This is a genomic window from Methylovirgula sp., from assembly GCF_037200945.1.
In the GTDB taxonomy this organism is placed as follows: Bacteria; Pseudomonadota; Alphaproteobacteria; order Rhizobiales; family Beijerinckiaceae; genus Methylovirgula.
The window spans coordinates 478,731-494,053 of sequence record NZ_JBBCGP010000001.1 but is presented as its reverse complement, the minus strand read 5'-3'; the positions used below and the strand labels follow the sequence as shown (position 1 = coordinate 494,053).

Genomic DNA, 15,323 nt, shown 5'->3' with positions numbered 1-15,323 from the left:
CCCATGACCGCGAGGACCTTCGTTTTTGTCGTTTGTTCGCTGTCCGGCCATGCCGGTAAGACGACTGCGGCGCGCCTCCTCGGCGATTACTTTCTTGCCAGCCGGCGCACATTTCGCGGCTTCGACACTGACGCGCACGAGCCGGATTTTGCCCGTCGCTTTCCCGACGAGGCCATTGTCGCAGATATCAGCACCATCCAGGGCCAGATGGCTTTGATCGATCCGCTGCTCGAGAACGATTCAATCCCTAAAATTATCGATCTCTGGCACCGCTCGTTCGAGGCCTTCTTCACCCTCATCGATCATACCGGCTTTATCACCGAGGCGCGGTCGCGCGGCGTCGAACCGATCCTGCTTTACGTCGACGACGGCTCGCCGCGTGCGGCAGATGTCGCGGCACGGATTGGGGAACGCTATCCCGGCCTGCAGGTCATAATGGTCCAGACTCAGATGACGAGTCCCGAGGCTGCGGACGAGCCGGGCGGGCCGGCCTTGCGGAGTTTCAAGATCGGCCGCATCGATCCCTTGCTTCAGGCGACGATCGACAAGCCCGGCTTCTCGCTTTCGCAATTCATGCGCGCGCCGCCCTCCGACATGTCGATCGTGCTGCGCGCCGGGTTGCGCGATTGGGTGTGGCGCGTGTTCTCGCAATTCAAGAGCTTCGAACTGCGCATGACGCTCAGCGAGAGCGAACATCTGGGCTGAAGGAAACTTCAATAAAAAGGGCGGAGATGTCTCTCCGCCCAAGGCATGCTTATATTTTCCATCGCATCGGACTTGTCCGAAAACCGCTTCGCACTTTTCGGTCCGATGCTCTCATTTCTTTTGACGCGTTTTCTTTACGCGAACTGGTTTCCACTTCGCTTGAAAACGCTTCAGATGAGACCTGTGCGCGGGTCGCTGGACGAGGGTTGGCATTTATGATTCCATTGGTCTGAACAATGGATTGAGGAATGCGATGGCACGTCGGCGCATTGGTCAGGAGAGATTTGGTTTTGCCACTGATCGCGACCAACGCTCCTCGCTGGATGATCTTGTCGAACTGATCGACTGGACGCCGATCGATTGTGCCCTGCGTGTGATTTCCTGTGCTGCCAAGGGAGAGCCGGCCTGGCCGCCACTGTCGTTGTTCAAGGCGATGCTGCTTTCAATCTGGTACGACTTGTCAGACGTCAAGCTTGCCGAGGCGCTGGATGACAGAGGCTCGTTCCGACGCTTCTGCGGATTTTCGGTTTCGGAGCCGACACCCGAGCGCACGGCTTTTGTGCGTTTCCGAAAGGCCCTTGTTGGCCATGGCTTGGACAGGATCCTGTTCGAGGAAATCACTCGTCAGCTCAAGGCAAAGGCGATCCGTGTGAAGACCGGCACGCTTGTCGATGCGACGATCATTGCCTCGACCAGCGAGGGTGACGGCGAAGCGCATTGGGTCAAACACAAGGGCAGACCGGCGGTTCATGGTTTCAAGGCCCATGTCGGCGCCGATGCCGATACTGCCCTTGTCGAGGAACTTGCCGTCACGCCTGCCAATGTCAACGATGGCAGGGCTGGCCCCGATGCTCTGCCGGCCAATCCCGGCGAGGTGTTTGCCGACAGTGCTTATCGAGGAAGCCATTTCGCGGCGGCCGTGCGTGCGAAGGGCGGGACGCCTCGTATCGTCGCCACCGGCATGTGGGGCCGTGACGAAGCCGAAACATCGGCACGCCTTCATGCCTGGAACCGGCCCATTCACCGCATCCGCGGGCGGATCGAGAAGATCTTCGGGACCTGGAAACGCAGCTACGGTCTTCGACGCATGCGATGGCGAAGGACTTGCCAAAGCTGCTGTGCAAATCCATTTCACCGCCATCGCCTACAATATGAAACGCACGCTCACGATCGCCGCCAAGGCTTGAATCAAAGGCTTGAATCAAAGGCTTGATCACAAGAAACCATCCTCAATCGAGGCTCAACGGCTGTAGCGGGACAACAGTCCGGCGGTCGAAAAGCGGAACAACGATAACCACGCCAAAAGTCAGCTAATTCAATAATAAAGGCTGCCCGCGCACAGGTCTCTCAGATGACGTACGACTTCAGCGGTGGAAAGCCGTTGAAGCCGACGGCCGAATAGGTCGTCGTATAAGCGCCTGTTCCCTCGATCAGCACTTTGGCGCCGATCTCTAGGCTGAGGGGGAGCGGATAGGGCTCCTTTTCGTAGAGTACATCGACCGAGTCGCACGATGGCCCGGCGATGATGCAGGGCTCCATCGTATCTTCGTCGAAGGCGGTACGAATCGGATAACGGATCATCTCGTCCATCGTCTCGGCAAGTCCGTTGAACTTGCCGATGTCGAGATAGACCCAGCGCATCTTGTCGTCGTCCGACTTCTTCGAGATGAGCACGACCTCGGCCTCGATCATGCCGGCGTTGCCGACCATGCCGCGACCCGGCTCGATAATCGTCTCCGGAATACGGTTGCCGAAATGCTTGCGCAAAGCCCGGAAGATCGCCTGGCCATAGGCCCGCACCGCCGGCACGTCCTTCAGGTACTTTGTCGGAAAGCCGCCGCCGAGGTTGACCATCTGGAGCGAGATACCGCGCTCGGCGAGATCACGGAAGATCGCCGCTGACGCCTGCAGCGCCGCGTCCCAGCTCTTCGGGTTGCGTTGCTGCGAGCCGACATGGAAGGAGAGGCCGTAGGCGACAAGCCCCAGCCGATGGGCGTGTTCCAGCACCCGCGCTGCCATCTCCGGCACGCAGCCAAACTTGCGCGATAGCGGCCATTCGGCACCGTCGCCGTTGCAAAGGATGCGGCAGAACACCTTCGCACCGGGCGCGGCGCGGGCGATCTTCTCGACTTCGGCTTCGCAATCGACCGCGAAGAGGCGCACGCCCAGCGCATAGGCGCGGGCGATGTCACGCTCCTTCTTGATCGTGTTGCCGAAACTGATGCGATCGGGCGTCGCGCCAGCGGCAAGCGCTTGCTCGATCTCGACAACGGAGGCCGTGTCAAAGCACGAGCCAAGGCTGGCGAGCAGCGAGAGCACCTGCGCGTCGGGATTCGCCTTGACGGCATAGAAGATGCGCGTGTCGGGCAGCGCCTTGTTGAACGCTGTGTAATTGTCGCGCACGACGTCGAGGTCGAGGACAAGGCATGGGCCATCCTCGATGCCTTTCTGGCGTCGATCACGCAGGAATTCTTGGATACGATCGGTCATCGCGGCATCCCCTCGAAGCGCGGTTCCCCACGCAGAAGCGAAACAAGCTTGGGATGATGACGAAGGTGGATCCTGGCGCATTGTGGAGACGCCACCGCTCACCGCTCCCGTCATCGCTGGATGCCACCCCGCGAGGAGACTCGCGTTGCGGAAACCAGATGCTGCGCCGTCGGCAATGCGGTTCGCACGGCAAATTGCCGTTATGAAACCTCATGGCCTTCGTTTGGAGATGGGATGGAGTCCCGCTCCGCACGCCCGGCAAGAAAGACTAGCCTCTTCGGTAAGCCAGTTTTGGAAGCTGGCAGAGACGAAAAAGCCCGGTCCGTCGTTGCTTTAAGTCGTGTCCCCCGTTTGGCGGGGTTCACCGGTTCGCTCCGGCTGCCGATTTTTGGCGGCGGTTAACCGGCCTCTTGTCCGGATCCCCGCCAATCGACACACGACCACAGGCACGTGCGATTTGGGCAAGCCCACAAATAAGAAGATTCGCGGGCTTTACAAGGATTTTTTTTGCCTGACGGGCCAGGAAACGACGGCGTGTGTCCGCGAGCAACTTTCACACTCAGTTAAGAACGTCTCGCGCTGGTGATGACGCTTCGCTTCCGGCGTCGCCGCGCGTCGTCTTATAATTGAAATGCATCGCCAAAATATTGCCTGCGTTGACTTCGCCGCGCGCGCGCCTGCTAGTTTGCTTCGAAGCTTCAAGGAGACATTGATGGCGTCCGATATTCCGCCGCCTATACCGCCGAAACATCCGTTCGAAACGAATTGGTACGTGCAGGGTCCGGCGCAAGCGGACGGTCCTTTCACGGGCTATGTGCTCAAAGACATGATCGCCAAGCGCGAGATTGGCGCCGAGACCCATGTCGCCGAAGTCGGTGCAACGGAGTGGCAACGGCTCGCCGACGTCCCGGTCTTCGCAGCTCTGCTGCCGCCTGCGCTGCCGGACGCCGGGGTCGCGGCCATCGGCGATGTCCAATATGCCGGCTTCTGGGTCAGGCTTCTCGCCTACATCATTGACGTGATTGTGCTTGAGCTCTTTTCTCTCGCCATCGGCGCGGTACTCGGCATCGTCCTGGCGCTTGCCGGCGTGCTCGGGAAGGTCCAGCCACCCGCGGGCGGCGCGCCGCTGCCGCATAGTTTCGTTGCGCTGTTCTGGATCGTCGGGTTTGCTCTGACGATCGGCTACAATGTCTATTTCAACGCCGGCACCTGGCAGGCGACGCCGGGCAAGCGCCTGCTTGGCCTGCACATCATTACCGTGACGGGCGAACCCGTCGGTCCTTGGCTCGCGTTCGGCCGCTGGCTCGCCTACATTCTCGACGGTCTTACGCTTTACGTAGGTTTCATGATGATCGGCTGGACGCGGGAGAAGACCGGCCTGCACGACATTATCTGCGGCACCAGAGTGGTCCACGGCAAACTCTAAGGATCAGTCCTTGCCCGGCGCATCGCGCAGACGTGCGAGGTCGAAGGCTTCGACATCCTGCAAAAGTTCGATGAAGGCGGTGACGCCGTAATCCGCCGAGGCTTCACCTTTTTCCGCCGTCGCTTCGGCCGCATTGCCCATGGCACCGGATGCCGACAAATCCTGCGACATCCAGCCGAAGCCGGTCGGCCGGCCGGTGCGTAGCCAGGTGAAATCAGATTCAATCGATTCAGCTGCCGAGGCGAAATTCTCGCGCTCTTCATCGCGCACGAGATCGGGACGGAAACTCAGCATCAGCGAGGTTTCAACGTCGCCGGCATGAATGCCGTACTTCAACTCCTCTTCGGAAAAGAGCCCGTCCGGGTAACCGAAGCGGTGCCACGTCGCCTTGACGGCGAGGAGACTATGCTTCGCGCGGAGATCCTGCGCAGCCATGTCGAGGAGGGGCACGTTGCCACCGTGCGAATTGAGCAGCACGAGCTTGCGTACGCCCGCGCGGGCAACGCTCGCGCCGATGTCGTTCAGAATGTTCAGAAGGCTTGCCGGTGAAAGGCTCAGCGTGCCGGGAAAATTTTCGTGCTCGGTCGAGACGCCGACAGGCTGAACCGGCAGAAACAGCACCGGCAGTTCGTCCGGCAGACGATCGACGACGCGCTCGATATAGCCTTCCATGAGCATCAGATCGACGCCAAGCGGCAGATGCGGCCCATGCTGCTCGACTGCGGCGACGGGCAGCACGGCAATGGTCTCCGCGATTTCCGGCGCCTGAAAATCGTGCCAGGTCATTTCCGCCCAGAAGCGTGTCGGCAGCATTCTTTCCTCAGCGCTTCGCCAAAACTACGCCGCTACTAGGCCCGAAGGCGAGCCGCGGGGCAAGCCCTTGCGCCACAACGCCGTCCGGGCGAAACATGCGGCCAGAGCGGAGGGGCCAAGCAGACATGAGACGGTTTTTGGCGGCGCTATGCGCGCTTCTCGGCTTTGCGGCGCCCGCTCTCGCTCTCGACAAGGTGACCTTCGGCACGAACTGGCGCGCCGAGGCCGAGCACGGCGGCTTCTATCAGGCGCTGGCTGACGGCACCTATCGCAAATACGGCCTCGACGTGACGATCCTGCAAGGCGGCCCGCAGAGCAACAATCGTCTGCTGCTCGCTGCCGGGCGCATCGACTTCGACATGGGCGCAAACATGATCCAGGCGTTCGATTCGGTTGCGCAGGACGTGCCGATCGTTGCCGTTGCGGCCATGTTTCAGAAAGATCCGTTCATTCTGATGTCGCATCCGAATGCGGGCTACGATCATTTCAGCGATCTGCCGAAGGCAACCGCCATCGTCGGCAATGACGCGCTTGTTACCGTCTATCAATGGCTGAAACTGACCTATGGCTTCAGCGAAGACAGAGTGAAGCTCTATACGTTCAATTCGGCGCCTTTCATCGCCGACAAGGCTTCGATCCAGCAGGGCTATGTGACATCCGAGCCCTATGCCATCGCGCAACAGGGTGGCTTCACGCCAAACGTCTTTCTCGCTGCCGACTTCGGCTATCAATCCTATTCGACGATGATTGAGACGCGGCGCGATCTGATCGAGAAAAATCCTGATCTTGTCCGCCGCTTCGTCGAGGCCTCGATCATCGGCTGGTATCATTATCTCTACGGCGATAATTCCAAAGCCAATGCGCTCATCCGGCAGGACAATCCCGACATCACCGACGCCCAGCTCGCCTATTCCATCGCGGCGCTGCGCAAATATGGCATCGTCGATTCCGGCGATGCGCTGAAACTCGGGATTGGCGCGATAACCGATGCGCGGATGAAGGCCTTCTTCGCGCAGATGGTTGCCGCGAAATTGTTCAAGCCGGACCTCGATTACAAAAAAGCTTATACGCTTTCCTTCGTCGATCAGGGTGTCGGATTGGACTTGCGCCCGAAGCCATGAGCGAGACGCTGGTCGCGCTCAGCGGCATCGCCAAGACTTTTCCCAACGGCACGCAGGCACTCGATGGCCTCGACCTCGCGGTCCGCGAAGGCGAACTGTTGACCCTGCTTGGGCCGTCGGGGTGCGGAAAATCCACAGTGCTGCGGCTGATCGCGGGGTTGGAACGGCCTTCATCCGGCGAGGTACAAGGCGCTGTCTGGCGTCCGGGCGATATCGGTTTCGTATTCCAGGAAGCGACGTTGATGCCCTGGGCTGATGTCCGCGCCAATGTTGAATTGCCGCTGCGTCTGCAAAGGCTGCCGAAGGCCGAGGCCCGTCAACGTTGCGACGAGGTTCTCGCGCTCGTCGGCCTTACGCAATTCGCCAAAGCGCTCCCGCGCGAATTGTCCGGTGGGATGCGGATGCGCGTTTCGATTGCCCGCGCCCTCGCGTCCCGCCCCAAACTGCTGCTGATGGATGAGCCGTTCGCCGCGATCGACGAAATCGGCCGGTTTCAACTCAACGACGACCTGCTGCGATTGAAGAAAGAATTGGCGACGACCATCGTCTTCGTGACGCATTCGATCTACGAGGCGGTCTATCTCGCGACCCGCGTCGTCGTGATGGCACCGCGGCCGGGCCGCATTGTCGAAGAGATGTCGATCGATCAGGGCTTTCACCAATCGCCGGAACCGCGGGCAAGCGCAGCCTATCTTGAAGATTGCGCGCGCGCCTCGAAAGCCCTGGCGCGCGCGGCGGGGGCGGTGCAATGACGTTCTTGCGTCGCGTCATGCCGCCAATTCTCGCCTTCCTCGGCTTTCTTGCCGCCTGGGAGACGATCGTCCATGTTTGGCATATCCCGCCTTATATTCTGCCGCCGCCGAGCGTCATCGGGGCGACGCTCGTCGCCGACCGCGCGATCTTGTTGCCGGCGCTCTGGGTCACTCTGTCGATCACGCTCGAAGGTCTTGTCGCGGCCACTTTGGGCGGCGTGCTCATCGCGATTTTGTTTGCGCAATGGCGATGGCTGGAACGGGCGTTTCTGCCGTTCGCGGTGATTTTGCAGGTGACGCCGATCATTGCCATCGCGCCGCTGCTGCTGATTTATTGCGCGCCGGCTTTGGCGGTGCTGCTTTGCGCCTTCCTCGTCGCCTTCTTCCCAATTCTCGCCAATACGACGCTCGGGCTTGCTTCGGCGGGGCGTAATTTGCGCGATCTCTTTGCTCTTTATGGCGCTTCACGCTGGCAGACCTTGTGGCGTCTCAAAATCCCGGCGGCGCTGCCGCTCTTTTTCGCCGGCCTGCGTATCGGCGGCGGTCTCGCCCTGATCGGCGCCATCGCTGCGGAACTGACGGCAGGCACACAGGGCGGCCAATCCGGCCTCGCTTTTCGCATCGTCGAGGCAGGCTACCGGCTGAATATTCCGCGCATGTTCGCGGCGCTGGCGCTCGTTGCGGTGACCGGCATCGCCATCTATGTCGCGCTCGCAGCCTTGTCGCATTGGGTTTTGCGCCGTTGGGATGAGCGTGCGTCCGACGCGACATGAGCTTGCTAAGCGTGACGCCGGATGCTACCCGGCGCTGACAATTCCCGCGCCGCTGAAGTCCATGACGATCAATTTCCATAAAGGTGATCTGCCCGACGGCCTGAGCTTCGGCGACAGCGTCGCGATCGATACCGAGACGCTCGGCCTCGTGCCGTATCGTGACCGGCTGTGCGTGGTGCAGCTTTCGGCTGGTGACGGCGACGCCCATGTTGTTCAGATCGCGGCGGGGCAGACGGCGGCGCCGAACCTGACGCGGCTCCTGGCCGATCCGGCTGTGACCAAGCTATTTCATTTCGCGCGTTTCGACATTGCGGTGCTTTATCGGGCCTTCGGCACAATGGCAGCGCCGCTCTATTGCACCAAGATCGCCTCGAAGCTGACCCGTACCTACACCGACCGTCATGGGCTGAAAGATCTCGTCCGGGAGCTTTTGGGCGTCGATCTCTCGAAACAGCAGCAATCCTCGGATTGGGCGGCCGACAGCTTGAGCGAGGCTCAGCTCGCCTACGCAGCCTCCGACGTGCTGCATCTGCACGCACTCCGCGGCAAGCTTGACGCGATGCTGGCGCGCGAGAACCGTACCGAACTCGCGGCATCCTGTTTCGAGTTTTTGCCAACCCGCGCCAAGCTCGATCTCGCCGGCTGGCCGGATTCGGACATTTTTTCACACGAATAGGCCTCCGCGCGGCAGTCAAGCCGCGTACGGATAGCCCCGCTTAAGCACCGTTCACGGGAATTCCCGTGGATTTGAAAGGGCATGGCGCCGCACCCATGCCATAGGATAGAATAGGCTAAGATTTGTGAGGAATACACCGGCCGCCGCCAGCCTTATCGGGCAGGGTCGTGAATTCGGCAAAATTGCCGCTTAGCCGCTGGACATGGATTTGCGGATGACGGATCTCACGCGGGCACCCGCGACGGGTACAAGCCGGCTCGATCTTTCTGCGGGCGCGTCACGCCATGCTGTGCGGCGTGCCCGTTGGCACTCGATCTTCGTTCGCTACCTGCGCCATTTCATTATCGCCGGCGCCGCGCTGGTTGTGCTGATCGTGGGTTTTCTGATCCTGTTCAATCCATTCCGGCAGCTTCAGAAAAATCTGACGAGCGGCGCCGTGGGGATCAACGGGACCATTGTCACCCTGTCCACGCCGAAGATGCAAGGCGTCCGCCAAAATGGGCAACCGTTCGAGCTGACCGGCGCCTCCGGCACGCAGGACATCCTGAACCCTTCCGTCATCAAGCTCGCCGGTGTCGATGCCAAGGTTGGGCTCGATGATCGCACCACGGCACGAATCACCGCCCTCTCGGGTGTTTATGACAGCACGCGTGACTATGTGTGGCTCAACCACAATGTCCGAATCAAGAATACCGACGCGGGCTACGACATGTTTACTCAGAAGGCCGAAATGGACTTCGTCTCCGGCAAGATGATTACGGATACGCCGGTTAAGCTTCTGCTTTCGGGCGGCAGCGTGGTGAATGCCGATCACATGGCGATTTCGGACGACGGCCACAAAATCTCGTTCCGCGGGCATGTCAATTCGGTCGTCGATCCTGGCGACGCCAATACTGGCGCGGCGGCGCCGGAACCGCAGCCGTGATGCAGCCATTGGCCCGCAATTTCCTTCGTCGTGCTGTGCTTTGCGGTTTCGCCGGCCTATGTGGGCTCGGCGGGGGCGGCGCTTTCGCCAATGCAGCTTTTGCCAAGAGCGCCGATCAAACGCCGATCAACATCGTTGCCGCCCAGCTCGATTACTTCGATAAGCAACAGAAAATGATCTACACCGGCGATGTCGTTGCGACGCGCGGCGATACGATTTTGAAGACGCCGAGGCTCACGGTCTTTCTCGCGCCCAAAGCGGGGGGCACGAATGCGCCGAAGACGTCCTCGTCGGATCGCGTCCGCCGCATGGAGGCGGTCGGCCCGGTGACCTTGATCTCCAAGGATCAGGTCGCAACCGGCGATTCCGGCATTTATCAGAAGGGCGAGAACAAGGTTTATCTTGACGGCAACGTCCGGCTCACCCAGGGACCGAATGTGACGCTGGGTGACCATATCGTCTATGATCTCAAGACGACACAGGCTGTGGTGACAGGCCATGTGCGTAGCCTGTTTATTCCTGACAGCGACAACAGCACGAGCAGCACCGATACAACCGATCCCGCGAAGCCAAAGCCGAAAAGATTGCATAGGGCCGGCGTTCACCGCCCGGAGTCTGCGGAACAATGACGACAGGTTCGGGGGGCGACTTTCGTGCCAATCCTAACTCCATGGCGACAACGGGCTCAGCCGCACATGAGGCGGGCGTGACGACTTGGCTGCGGGGCATTTTCGGCCGCCGCAATGGCGCGTCAGCGGCCGCGCCGGCGCATAGCGCGGAGGAATTGCTTTTCAACAGTCCGGAAGGCGCTGAAGCACAAGAGGCACTGTCACCGGACTGGCTGCCGCAAGACCTCGAAAACTGGGGCACGACATGGACCGAGCCGCCTGCGGCGCTCGATGAAGCGCCTGCGCCGCGCCGCGAGTCGTCAAACGCAGCGCGGCCACGGACTGCAGCGCCTGCTGCGTCGGCAGACAGGGAGGCTCACCCCCCGCGGCCGGACGGCTCACTCATCGTTCAGGGGTTGAGCAAGGCCTATCGCAAACGCCAGATCGTCAAAGATGTCAGCCTGATGGTCCAGCGCGGCGAAGCGGTTGGCCTGCTGGGGCCGAACGGTGCCGGCAAGACGACGCTGTTTTATATGATCACCGGGCTCATCCGGCCCGATTCCGGCCTGATCATGCTCGACGATTATGACGTGACCGCGCTGCCCATGTATCGTCGCGCCCGGCTCGGCATCGGCTATCTGCCACAGGAGGCGTCGATCTTTCGCGGCCTGACCGTCGAAGAAAATATTCGTGCCGTGCTCGAAATCACGCAGCCGGACAAGACGAAGCGCGCTGACGAACTCGAGGCGCTTCTCGCAGAATTCGACATTGCCCGGTTGCGTAAAGTGCCGGCGATCGCACTTTCCGGCGGCGAGCGGCGCCGCTGCGAAATCGCCCGCTCCCTTGCCGGCCATCCGTCCTTCATGCTGCTCGATGAGCCGTTCGCCGGTATCGATCCGATTGCCATCGGCGACATCCGCCAGCTCGTCCAGCATTTGAAGCGGCGCGGCATCGGCGTGCTCATCACCGACCATAACGTGCGCGAGACGCTCGATCTGATTGATCGCGCCTATATCGTCCACAGCGGCGGCATTCTGACCGAAGGCTCGCCCGAAGAGATCGTCGCCAATGCCGACGTGCGCCGCTTCTATCTCGGCGAGAGCTTCAGGATGTAGCATTGAACCGGAAAGCGGGAGCCGCCTTCGGATTCATTCGACGCATCAGAACAATCACGCGAAATAGCGATCCAGTATCTCGCGGTAGATCGCGGTGAGCGTATCAATATCGGCGAGCGATACATGCTCGTCGATCTTGTGCATTGTCTCGCCGACGAGACCGAATTCGATGACCGGGCAATAGGCGCGAACGAAACGCGCGTCGGAGGTGCCGCCCGAGGTCGAGAAATGAGCGATGCGCCCGGTATGTGCGGCAATGGCCTCGACGGCAAGATCGGTGAAATGATCGGCTTCGGTCACGAAGGCGAGCGCATTACAGGGATGGAAGCTCAGCTCGTAGTGGCCGCCATCCGTCACGGCCGTGCAGCGTCGCGCGATCTCGGCTTCCAAGGTCTCCGGCGTCCAAAGATCGTTGAAGCGAATGTTGAAGCGCGCATGTGCCTTTGCCGGAATGACATTCGTTGCCGGATTACCGACATCGACGGTGAGAATTTCGAGATGGCTCGGATCGAAACGCTGCGAGCCTTCGTCGAGCGGCGGTTCGGTCAAAGCCGCGAGCAGGCGCAGCATATGCGGGATGGGATTGTCGGCGCGCTGTGGATAAGCAACGTGGCCTTGCGTGCCATGGACGATCAATTCGCCGGTGAGCGATCCGCGCCGGCCAATCTTGATGGTATCGCCGAGCGCTTCGGTATTGGTTGGCTCACCGACAATACAATGGTCGAAACGCTCGCCTTGTCCGTCCGCCCATTGCAGCAATTTCACCGTGCCGTTGACGGCGGGTCCTTCTTCATCGCCGGTGATGAGAAGGCCGATCGAGCCTTTGAAGGCCGGATTTGCGGCGGCATAATCGAGCGCGGCGGCGGCGAAGGCCGCGACAGCGCCCTTCATGTCGGCGGCGCCACGGCCCCATACCTGACCGTCGGCGATCTCGCCCGAAAAGGGATCGAAACGCCAGGCGGCCGTGTCGCCCGGCGGCACCACATCGGTATGTCCGGCGAACACGAGGTAAGGCGCGCCCCTCCCGATCCGCGCGTAAAGATTGTCGATGTCCGGCGTGCCTGTCTCGGTGAACCGCAGCCGGTGCGTCGTGAAGCCTGCCGGTTTGAGGCGTTCTTCAAGCAGGCCAAGCGCGCCGCCGTCCTGCGGCGTCACGGAAGGGCAGCGGATCAAATCGCGCACGAGCTGGCGCGCGGTTTCGGAGTGTGGCGACATGCGAAACTTAGTGGAAGCGACAGCAACCGCCGTCAAGTCGGATCGTAGCGATTGGGTCCATCGGTGCCCGGCAGGAAACCTGCGTCGATCAGATACCAGAGTTCGCCGATAAGCGGGACCAGCACGATCAGCACCCACCAGCCGGATTTGTCGCGGTCGTGGAAGCGCTTGATGCTGATGTTTACAAAAGCGTAGAGCAGCGGCAGTTCGACGGCGAGAAAGAAGACATGACCAACGGAGCTATGGTGTCCGAAGACCAGCAGAAAGAACAGCCGCAGGACGAGAGAGATAATGAAAAGGACAATCAGGCCGGTCCAGAATGGCTGGCGGTCGAGCCGGCCAGCACTGCTCAAGAAAAGATCTCCCCAATCCATCGTCCCCTCCAAATTTTCTCAGAAGCTCAATGCGCCACGTTCGCAATTCACCGCAAAAGGGTCAACGCCGCAGTGCCGTAATGCGCGCACGAATATCGCCGAGTTCTATGACACTCCAAAGGAAAATACCGGCCAGGACGATGTCCGCGGCGACGATCCAATAATATGGCAGGTCCCCCTCGACGCGCGGTTCAAGCCAATAGAGCGCCGCGGTGATGGCGGCAGCCAAAGGCAGGATTCCGGCGAAACTCGACGGGCGGCCGAGATTGCGCCAGCGCTTGGCGCTAAGATTATAGAGGCAAATCAGCAGCAGCACGCAGATGAAGCCGTAGGCAAGGCGATAGAGATTGCCGGTCAATACGACGATCGTGCCGATGACAGTGGTCGCCAGGCTCTTGTCGGCAAAGGGCTCGATCAGGATCCAGCCGAGCGTGAGAACGGCAAAAATGCCGGTGAGCATCAAGGCGCCGCGCCACCAGGTCGCCGCATCGATCTCGCCTTCGTCCGAGCGATAGAGAAAAGAGAGGTCGGAGCGGTGGGTGTTCATATGAATCGCTCAACACCTTTAACTTTTTTAATCGCATCGGATTTATGCCGAAAACCGCATCGCTGGCGATCTATCGCAACAGCGAGATCGCAATGCACTTTTCGGTCCGATACTCTGGGTTGCGTCATCAATCTCTCAAAAGCTCGTTGATGCCCGTCTTGGCACGGGTCTTGGCATCCACCGTTTTGACGATGACAGCGCAGGCAAGCGAAGGGCCGGGCGTGCCATCGGGCAATGGCTTGCCGGGCAAGGCCCCGGGCACAACCACGGAATAGGGCGGCACGTGGCCGTAGAGGACATGTCCGGTGGCCCGATCGATGATCTTCGTTGAGGCAGAGATGAATGTCCCCATCGCCAGCACCGCGCCTTCGCCGACGACGACGCCCTCGACGACTTCGGACCGCGCGCCGATGAAGCAGTTGTCCTCGATGATCGTCGGATTGGCCTGCAACGGCTCAAGCACGCCGCCGATGCCGACGCCGCCGGAGAGATGCACGTTCTTGCCGATCTGGGCGCAGGAACCGACCGTCACCCAAGTGTCGACCATCGTGCCTTCATCGACATAAGCGCCGAGATTGATGAAGGACGGCATGACGACGACGCCCGGCGCCACATAGGCGGAGCGGCGCACGATGGCGCCCGGCACGGCGCGAAATCCCGCAGCCCCGAAAGCGGCGGCATCCCATCCCGCGAATTTCATCTCGACCTTGTCCCACCAGGTCGCCCCAGCGGGGCCGCCGGGGATCAGCTCTGAATCGTTGAGCCGAAACGACAGAAGGATGGCCTTCTTGATCCATTGATTGGTGCGCCAGCCCGCTTGGCCCGTCGCGCCCGGCACACGTGCAACGACCCGCAATTTGCCATGGTCGAGCCCATCGAGCACCGCCTCGACCGCCTCGCGAACCTCACCCTGGGTCGCGGCGCTGACGTTGGCGCGATCCTCGAAGGCGGTTTCGATAATCTTTTCGAGATTTTGGCTCATCGGTCACTCCGCAAAACGTGGCGAGGTTTCGGCCGTGCGGGCGGCGGAGTCAATGGCTCGCGCTTGCTCTTTCGGCAAGGATTTCGGCAAGGAACCCGCCAAGGTCGCTGGTGACGAAATGGACATGCGGCAACGCGAGCGAGCCAGGAATTTCAAACGGCTCGCGATGGTCTGTCTGGCCGGGCCTCGGCGTGACAAGCACCGTCTTCATGCCGCGCTGATGCGGGACGATGAGATTGCGCTCGATGTCTTCGAACATCACCGCCGTCTCAGGATCGACATTGTGTTTGTCGAAGAAGCGCTGGTAGGTGCGCAGCTCGGGCTTCGGCACAAGCTCGGCGTCGATAATGTCGAAAATGTCCTCGAAGCTGGCGCCGAGGCCAAGCGCTTCTGTCGTCAGCATGGCGTGTTTGCGCGACCCGTTGGTGAGGATCAGTTTGCGGCCGGGCAGGGCCGCAATCGCTGCAGCGAGTGGCGGGTTGGGCACCAATGTCGAGCGGTCAATGTCGTGGACATAGGCGAGGAATTCGACGGCGCTGACCCCGTGGTCTTCGATCAGCCCGCGCAACGTCGTGCCGTAATATTGGTAATAATATTTTTGCAGTGCACGCGCCGAAATGCCGTCGAGCCCGAAGAGGGCGATCATGAACTCGGTGATGCGATGATCGATCTTCGGCCAGAGATCGGAATCGGCGGGATAAAGCGTATTGTCGAGATCGAAAACCCAGGTCTCGATATGTCCAAAGGGGCCACCGCCGGGCGCCAATGCTTGCGGCCCGGCGCCGCCGAAAATCTCTTCCG

Annotated in this window: 17 protein-coding genes; 10 read left to right on the top strand and 7 right to left on the bottom strand. The window is 60.8% G+C overall.

Annotated features, from left to right (window positions below; all coding sequences use genetic code 11):
• Positions 1 to 3: 3 nt before the first annotated feature.
• Together WDN02_RS02320 and WDN02_RS02315 are read left to right on the top strand one after the other, a co-directional pair.
• Positions 4 to 705, top strand: coding sequence for a hypothetical protein (locus tag WDN02_RS02320; protein ID WP_337291969.1), 702 nt, complete (start codon positions 4 to 6; stop codon positions 703 to 705).
• A 253-nt stretch (positions 706 to 958) separates the two neighbouring features.
• Entirely contained in the window at positions 959 to 1,918 is a 960-nt protein-coding gene (locus tag WDN02_RS02315; protein WP_337291968.1) for an IS5 family transposase, read from the top strand.
• A gap of 134 nt (positions 1,919 to 2,052) precedes the next feature.
• On the opposite strand, the gene WDN02_RS02310 is transcribed toward WDN02_RS02315, so the two are convergent.
• Positions 2,053 to 3,195, bottom strand: coding sequence for a type III PLP-dependent enzyme (locus tag WDN02_RS02310; protein ID WP_337291967.1), 1,143 nt, complete (start codon positions 3,193 to 3,195; stop codon positions 2,053 to 2,055).
• A gap of 712 nt (positions 3,196 to 3,907) precedes the next feature.
• On the opposite strand from WDN02_RS02310, the gene WDN02_RS02305 reads away from it, so the two are divergent.
• Entirely contained in the window at positions 3,908 to 4,621 is a 714-nt protein-coding gene (locus tag WDN02_RS02305) for an RDD family protein (protein ID WP_337291966.1), read from the top strand.
• A 3-nt stretch (positions 4,622 to 4,624) separates the two neighbouring features.
• Here WDN02_RS02305 and WDN02_RS02300 read toward each other — a convergent pair whose 3' ends face one another.
• Positions 4,625 to 5,434: a creatininase family protein gene (locus WDN02_RS02300; protein ID WP_337291965.1), complete on the bottom strand. Its 810-nt coding sequence runs from the start codon at positions 5,432 to 5,434 to the stop codon at positions 4,625 to 4,627.
• 125 nt (positions 5,435 to 5,559) lie between these two features.
• Here WDN02_RS02300 and WDN02_RS02295 point away from each other — a divergent pair, with 125 nt between their 5' ends.
• From WDN02_RS02295 to lptB, 7 genes are all read left to right on the top strand, one after another.
• On the top strand, positions 5,560 to 6,555 hold the full coding sequence (locus WDN02_RS02295; RefSeq protein ID WP_337291964.1) for an ABC transporter substrate-binding protein: 996 nt from the start codon (positions 5,560 to 5,562) through the stop codon (positions 6,553 to 6,555).
• On the top strand, positions 6,552 to 7,307 hold the full coding sequence (locus WDN02_RS02290; protein WP_337291963.1) for an ABC transporter ATP-binding protein: 756 nt from the start codon (positions 6,552 to 6,554) through the stop codon (positions 7,305 to 7,307). The genes WDN02_RS02295 and WDN02_RS02290 overlap by 4 nt, the downstream gene beginning before the upstream one ends.
• Positions 7,304 to 8,080, top strand: coding sequence for an ABC transporter permease (locus WDN02_RS02285; RefSeq protein ID WP_337291962.1), 777 nt, complete (start codon positions 7,304 to 7,306; stop codon positions 8,078 to 8,080). Before WDN02_RS02290 ends, WDN02_RS02285 begins: the two co-directional genes overlap by 4 nt.
• 61 nt (positions 8,081 to 8,141) lie before the next feature.
• Positions 8,142 to 8,756: a ribonuclease D gene (locus WDN02_RS02280; protein ID WP_337294843.1), complete on the top strand. Its 615-nt coding sequence runs from the start codon at positions 8,142 to 8,144 to the stop codon at positions 8,754 to 8,756.
• A gap of 214 nt (positions 8,757 to 8,970) precedes the next feature.
• Positions 8,971 to 9,681, top strand: coding sequence for an LPS export ABC transporter periplasmic protein LptC (gene lptC / locus WDN02_RS02275; RefSeq protein ID WP_337291961.1), 711 nt, complete (start codon positions 8,971 to 8,973; stop codon positions 9,679 to 9,681).
• Positions 9,681 to 10,310 carry an LptA/OstA family protein gene (locus WDN02_RS02270; protein ID WP_337294842.1) on the top strand — a complete coding sequence of 210 codons (630 nt, stop codon included), beginning with the start codon at positions 9,681 to 9,683 and terminating at the stop codon, positions 10,308 to 10,310. The genes lptC and WDN02_RS02270 overlap by 1 nt, the downstream gene beginning before the upstream one ends.
• A complete protein-coding gene (gene lptB, locus WDN02_RS02265; protein ID WP_337291960.1) occupies positions 10,307 to 11,404 on the top strand; it encodes an LPS export ABC transporter ATP-binding protein in 1,098 nt (365 codons plus the stop codon). Before WDN02_RS02270 ends, lptB begins: the two co-directional genes overlap by 4 nt.
• Before the next feature lie 54 nt (positions 11,405 to 11,458).
• Here the strand turns inward: lptB and dapE are convergent, their stop codons facing one another.
• The 5 genes from dapE to WDN02_RS02240 form a co-directional block, all read right to left on the bottom strand.
• Positions 11,459 to 12,619: a succinyl-diaminopimelate desuccinylase gene (gene dapE / locus WDN02_RS02260; RefSeq protein WP_337291959.1), complete on the bottom strand. Its 1,161-nt coding sequence runs from the start codon at positions 12,617 to 12,619 to the stop codon at positions 11,459 to 11,461.
• 32 nt (positions 12,620 to 12,651) lie between these two features.
• Complete coding sequence (locus tag WDN02_RS02255) at positions 12,652 to 12,972, bottom strand: DUF805 domain-containing protein (protein ID WP_337291958.1); 321 nt, start codon at positions 12,970 to 12,972, stop codon at positions 12,652 to 12,654.
• Between the two features lie 82 nt (positions 12,973 to 13,054).
• Positions 13,055 to 13,540, bottom strand: a complete 486-nt coding sequence (locus tag WDN02_RS02250; protein WP_337291957.1) for a hypothetical protein — start codon at positions 13,538 to 13,540, stop codon at positions 13,055 to 13,057.
• A 127-nt stretch (positions 13,541 to 13,667) separates the two neighbouring features.
• Positions 13,668 to 14,522: a 2,3,4,5-tetrahydropyridine-2,6-dicarboxylate N-succinyltransferase gene (gene dapD, locus WDN02_RS02245; RefSeq protein WP_337291956.1), complete on the bottom strand. Its 855-nt coding sequence runs from the start codon at positions 14,520 to 14,522 to the stop codon at positions 13,668 to 13,670.
• A 49-nt stretch (positions 14,523 to 14,571) separates the two neighbouring features.
• Positions 14,572 to 15,288 (bottom strand): pyrimidine 5'-nucleotidase, encoded by a 717-nt coding sequence (locus tag WDN02_RS02240; protein WP_337294841.1) that lies wholly within the window; start codon positions 15,286 to 15,288, stop codon positions 14,572 to 14,574.
• Positions 15,289 to 15,323 lie beyond the last annotated feature (35 nt).

What these genes read in the sequence shown, in the direction of transcription:
- WDN02_RS02315 (WP_337291968.1), top strand. Translation starts at nt 959, where the DNA reads ATGGCACGTCGGCGCATTGGTCAGGAGAGATTTGGTTTTGCCACTGAT.
- WDN02_RS02285 (WP_337291962.1), top strand. Translation starts at nt 7,304, where the DNA reads ATGACGTTCTTGCGTCGCGTCATGCCGCCAATTCTCGCCTTCCTCGGC.
- WDN02_RS02280 (WP_337294843.1), top strand. Translation starts at nt 8,142, where the DNA reads ATGACGATCAATTTCCATAAAGGTGATCTGCCCGACGGCCTGAGCTTC.
- dapE (WP_337291959.1), bottom strand. Translation starts at nt 12,619, where the DNA reads ATGTCGCCACACTCCGAAACCGCGCGCCAGCTCGTGCGCGATTTGATC.
- dapD (WP_337291956.1), bottom strand. Translation starts at nt 14,522, where the DNA reads ATGAGCCAAAATCTCGAAAAGATTATCGAAACCGCCTTCGAGGATCGC.
- lptC (WP_337291961.1), top strand. Translation starts at nt 8,971, where the DNA reads ATGACGGATCTCACGCGGGCACCCGCGACGGGTACAAGCCGGCTCGAT.
- WDN02_RS02310 (WP_337291967.1), bottom strand. Translation starts at nt 3,195, where the DNA reads ATGACCGATCGTATCCAAGAATTCCTGCGTGATCGACGCCAGAAAGGC.
- WDN02_RS02270 (WP_337294842.1), top strand. Translation starts at nt 9,681, where the DNA reads ATGCAGCCATTGGCCCGCAATTTCCTTCGTCGTGCTGTGCTTTGCGGT.
- WDN02_RS02295 (WP_337291964.1), top strand. Translation starts at nt 5,560, where the DNA reads ATGAGACGGTTTTTGGCGGCGCTATGCGCGCTTCTCGGCTTTGCGGCG.
- lptB (WP_337291960.1), top strand. Translation starts at nt 10,307, where the DNA reads ATGACGACAGGTTCGGGGGGCGACTTTCGTGCCAATCCTAACTCCATG.
- WDN02_RS02305 (WP_337291966.1), top strand. Translation starts at nt 3,908, where the DNA reads ATGGCGTCCGATATTCCGCCGCCTATACCGCCGAAACATCCGTTCGAA.
- WDN02_RS02300 (WP_337291965.1), bottom strand. Translation starts at nt 5,434, where the DNA reads ATGCTGCCGACACGCTTCTGGGCGGAAATGACCTGGCACGATTTTCAG.
- WDN02_RS02290 (WP_337291963.1), top strand. Translation starts at nt 6,552, where the DNA reads ATGAGCGAGACGCTGGTCGCGCTCAGCGGCATCGCCAAGACTTTTCCC.
- WDN02_RS02320 (WP_337291969.1), top strand. Translation starts at nt 4, where the DNA reads ATGACCGCGAGGACCTTCGTTTTTGTCGTTTGTTCGCTGTCCGGCCAT.
- WDN02_RS02250 (WP_337291957.1), bottom strand. Translation starts at nt 13,540, where the DNA reads ATGAACACCCACCGCTCCGACCTCTCTTTTCTCTATCGCTCGGACGAA.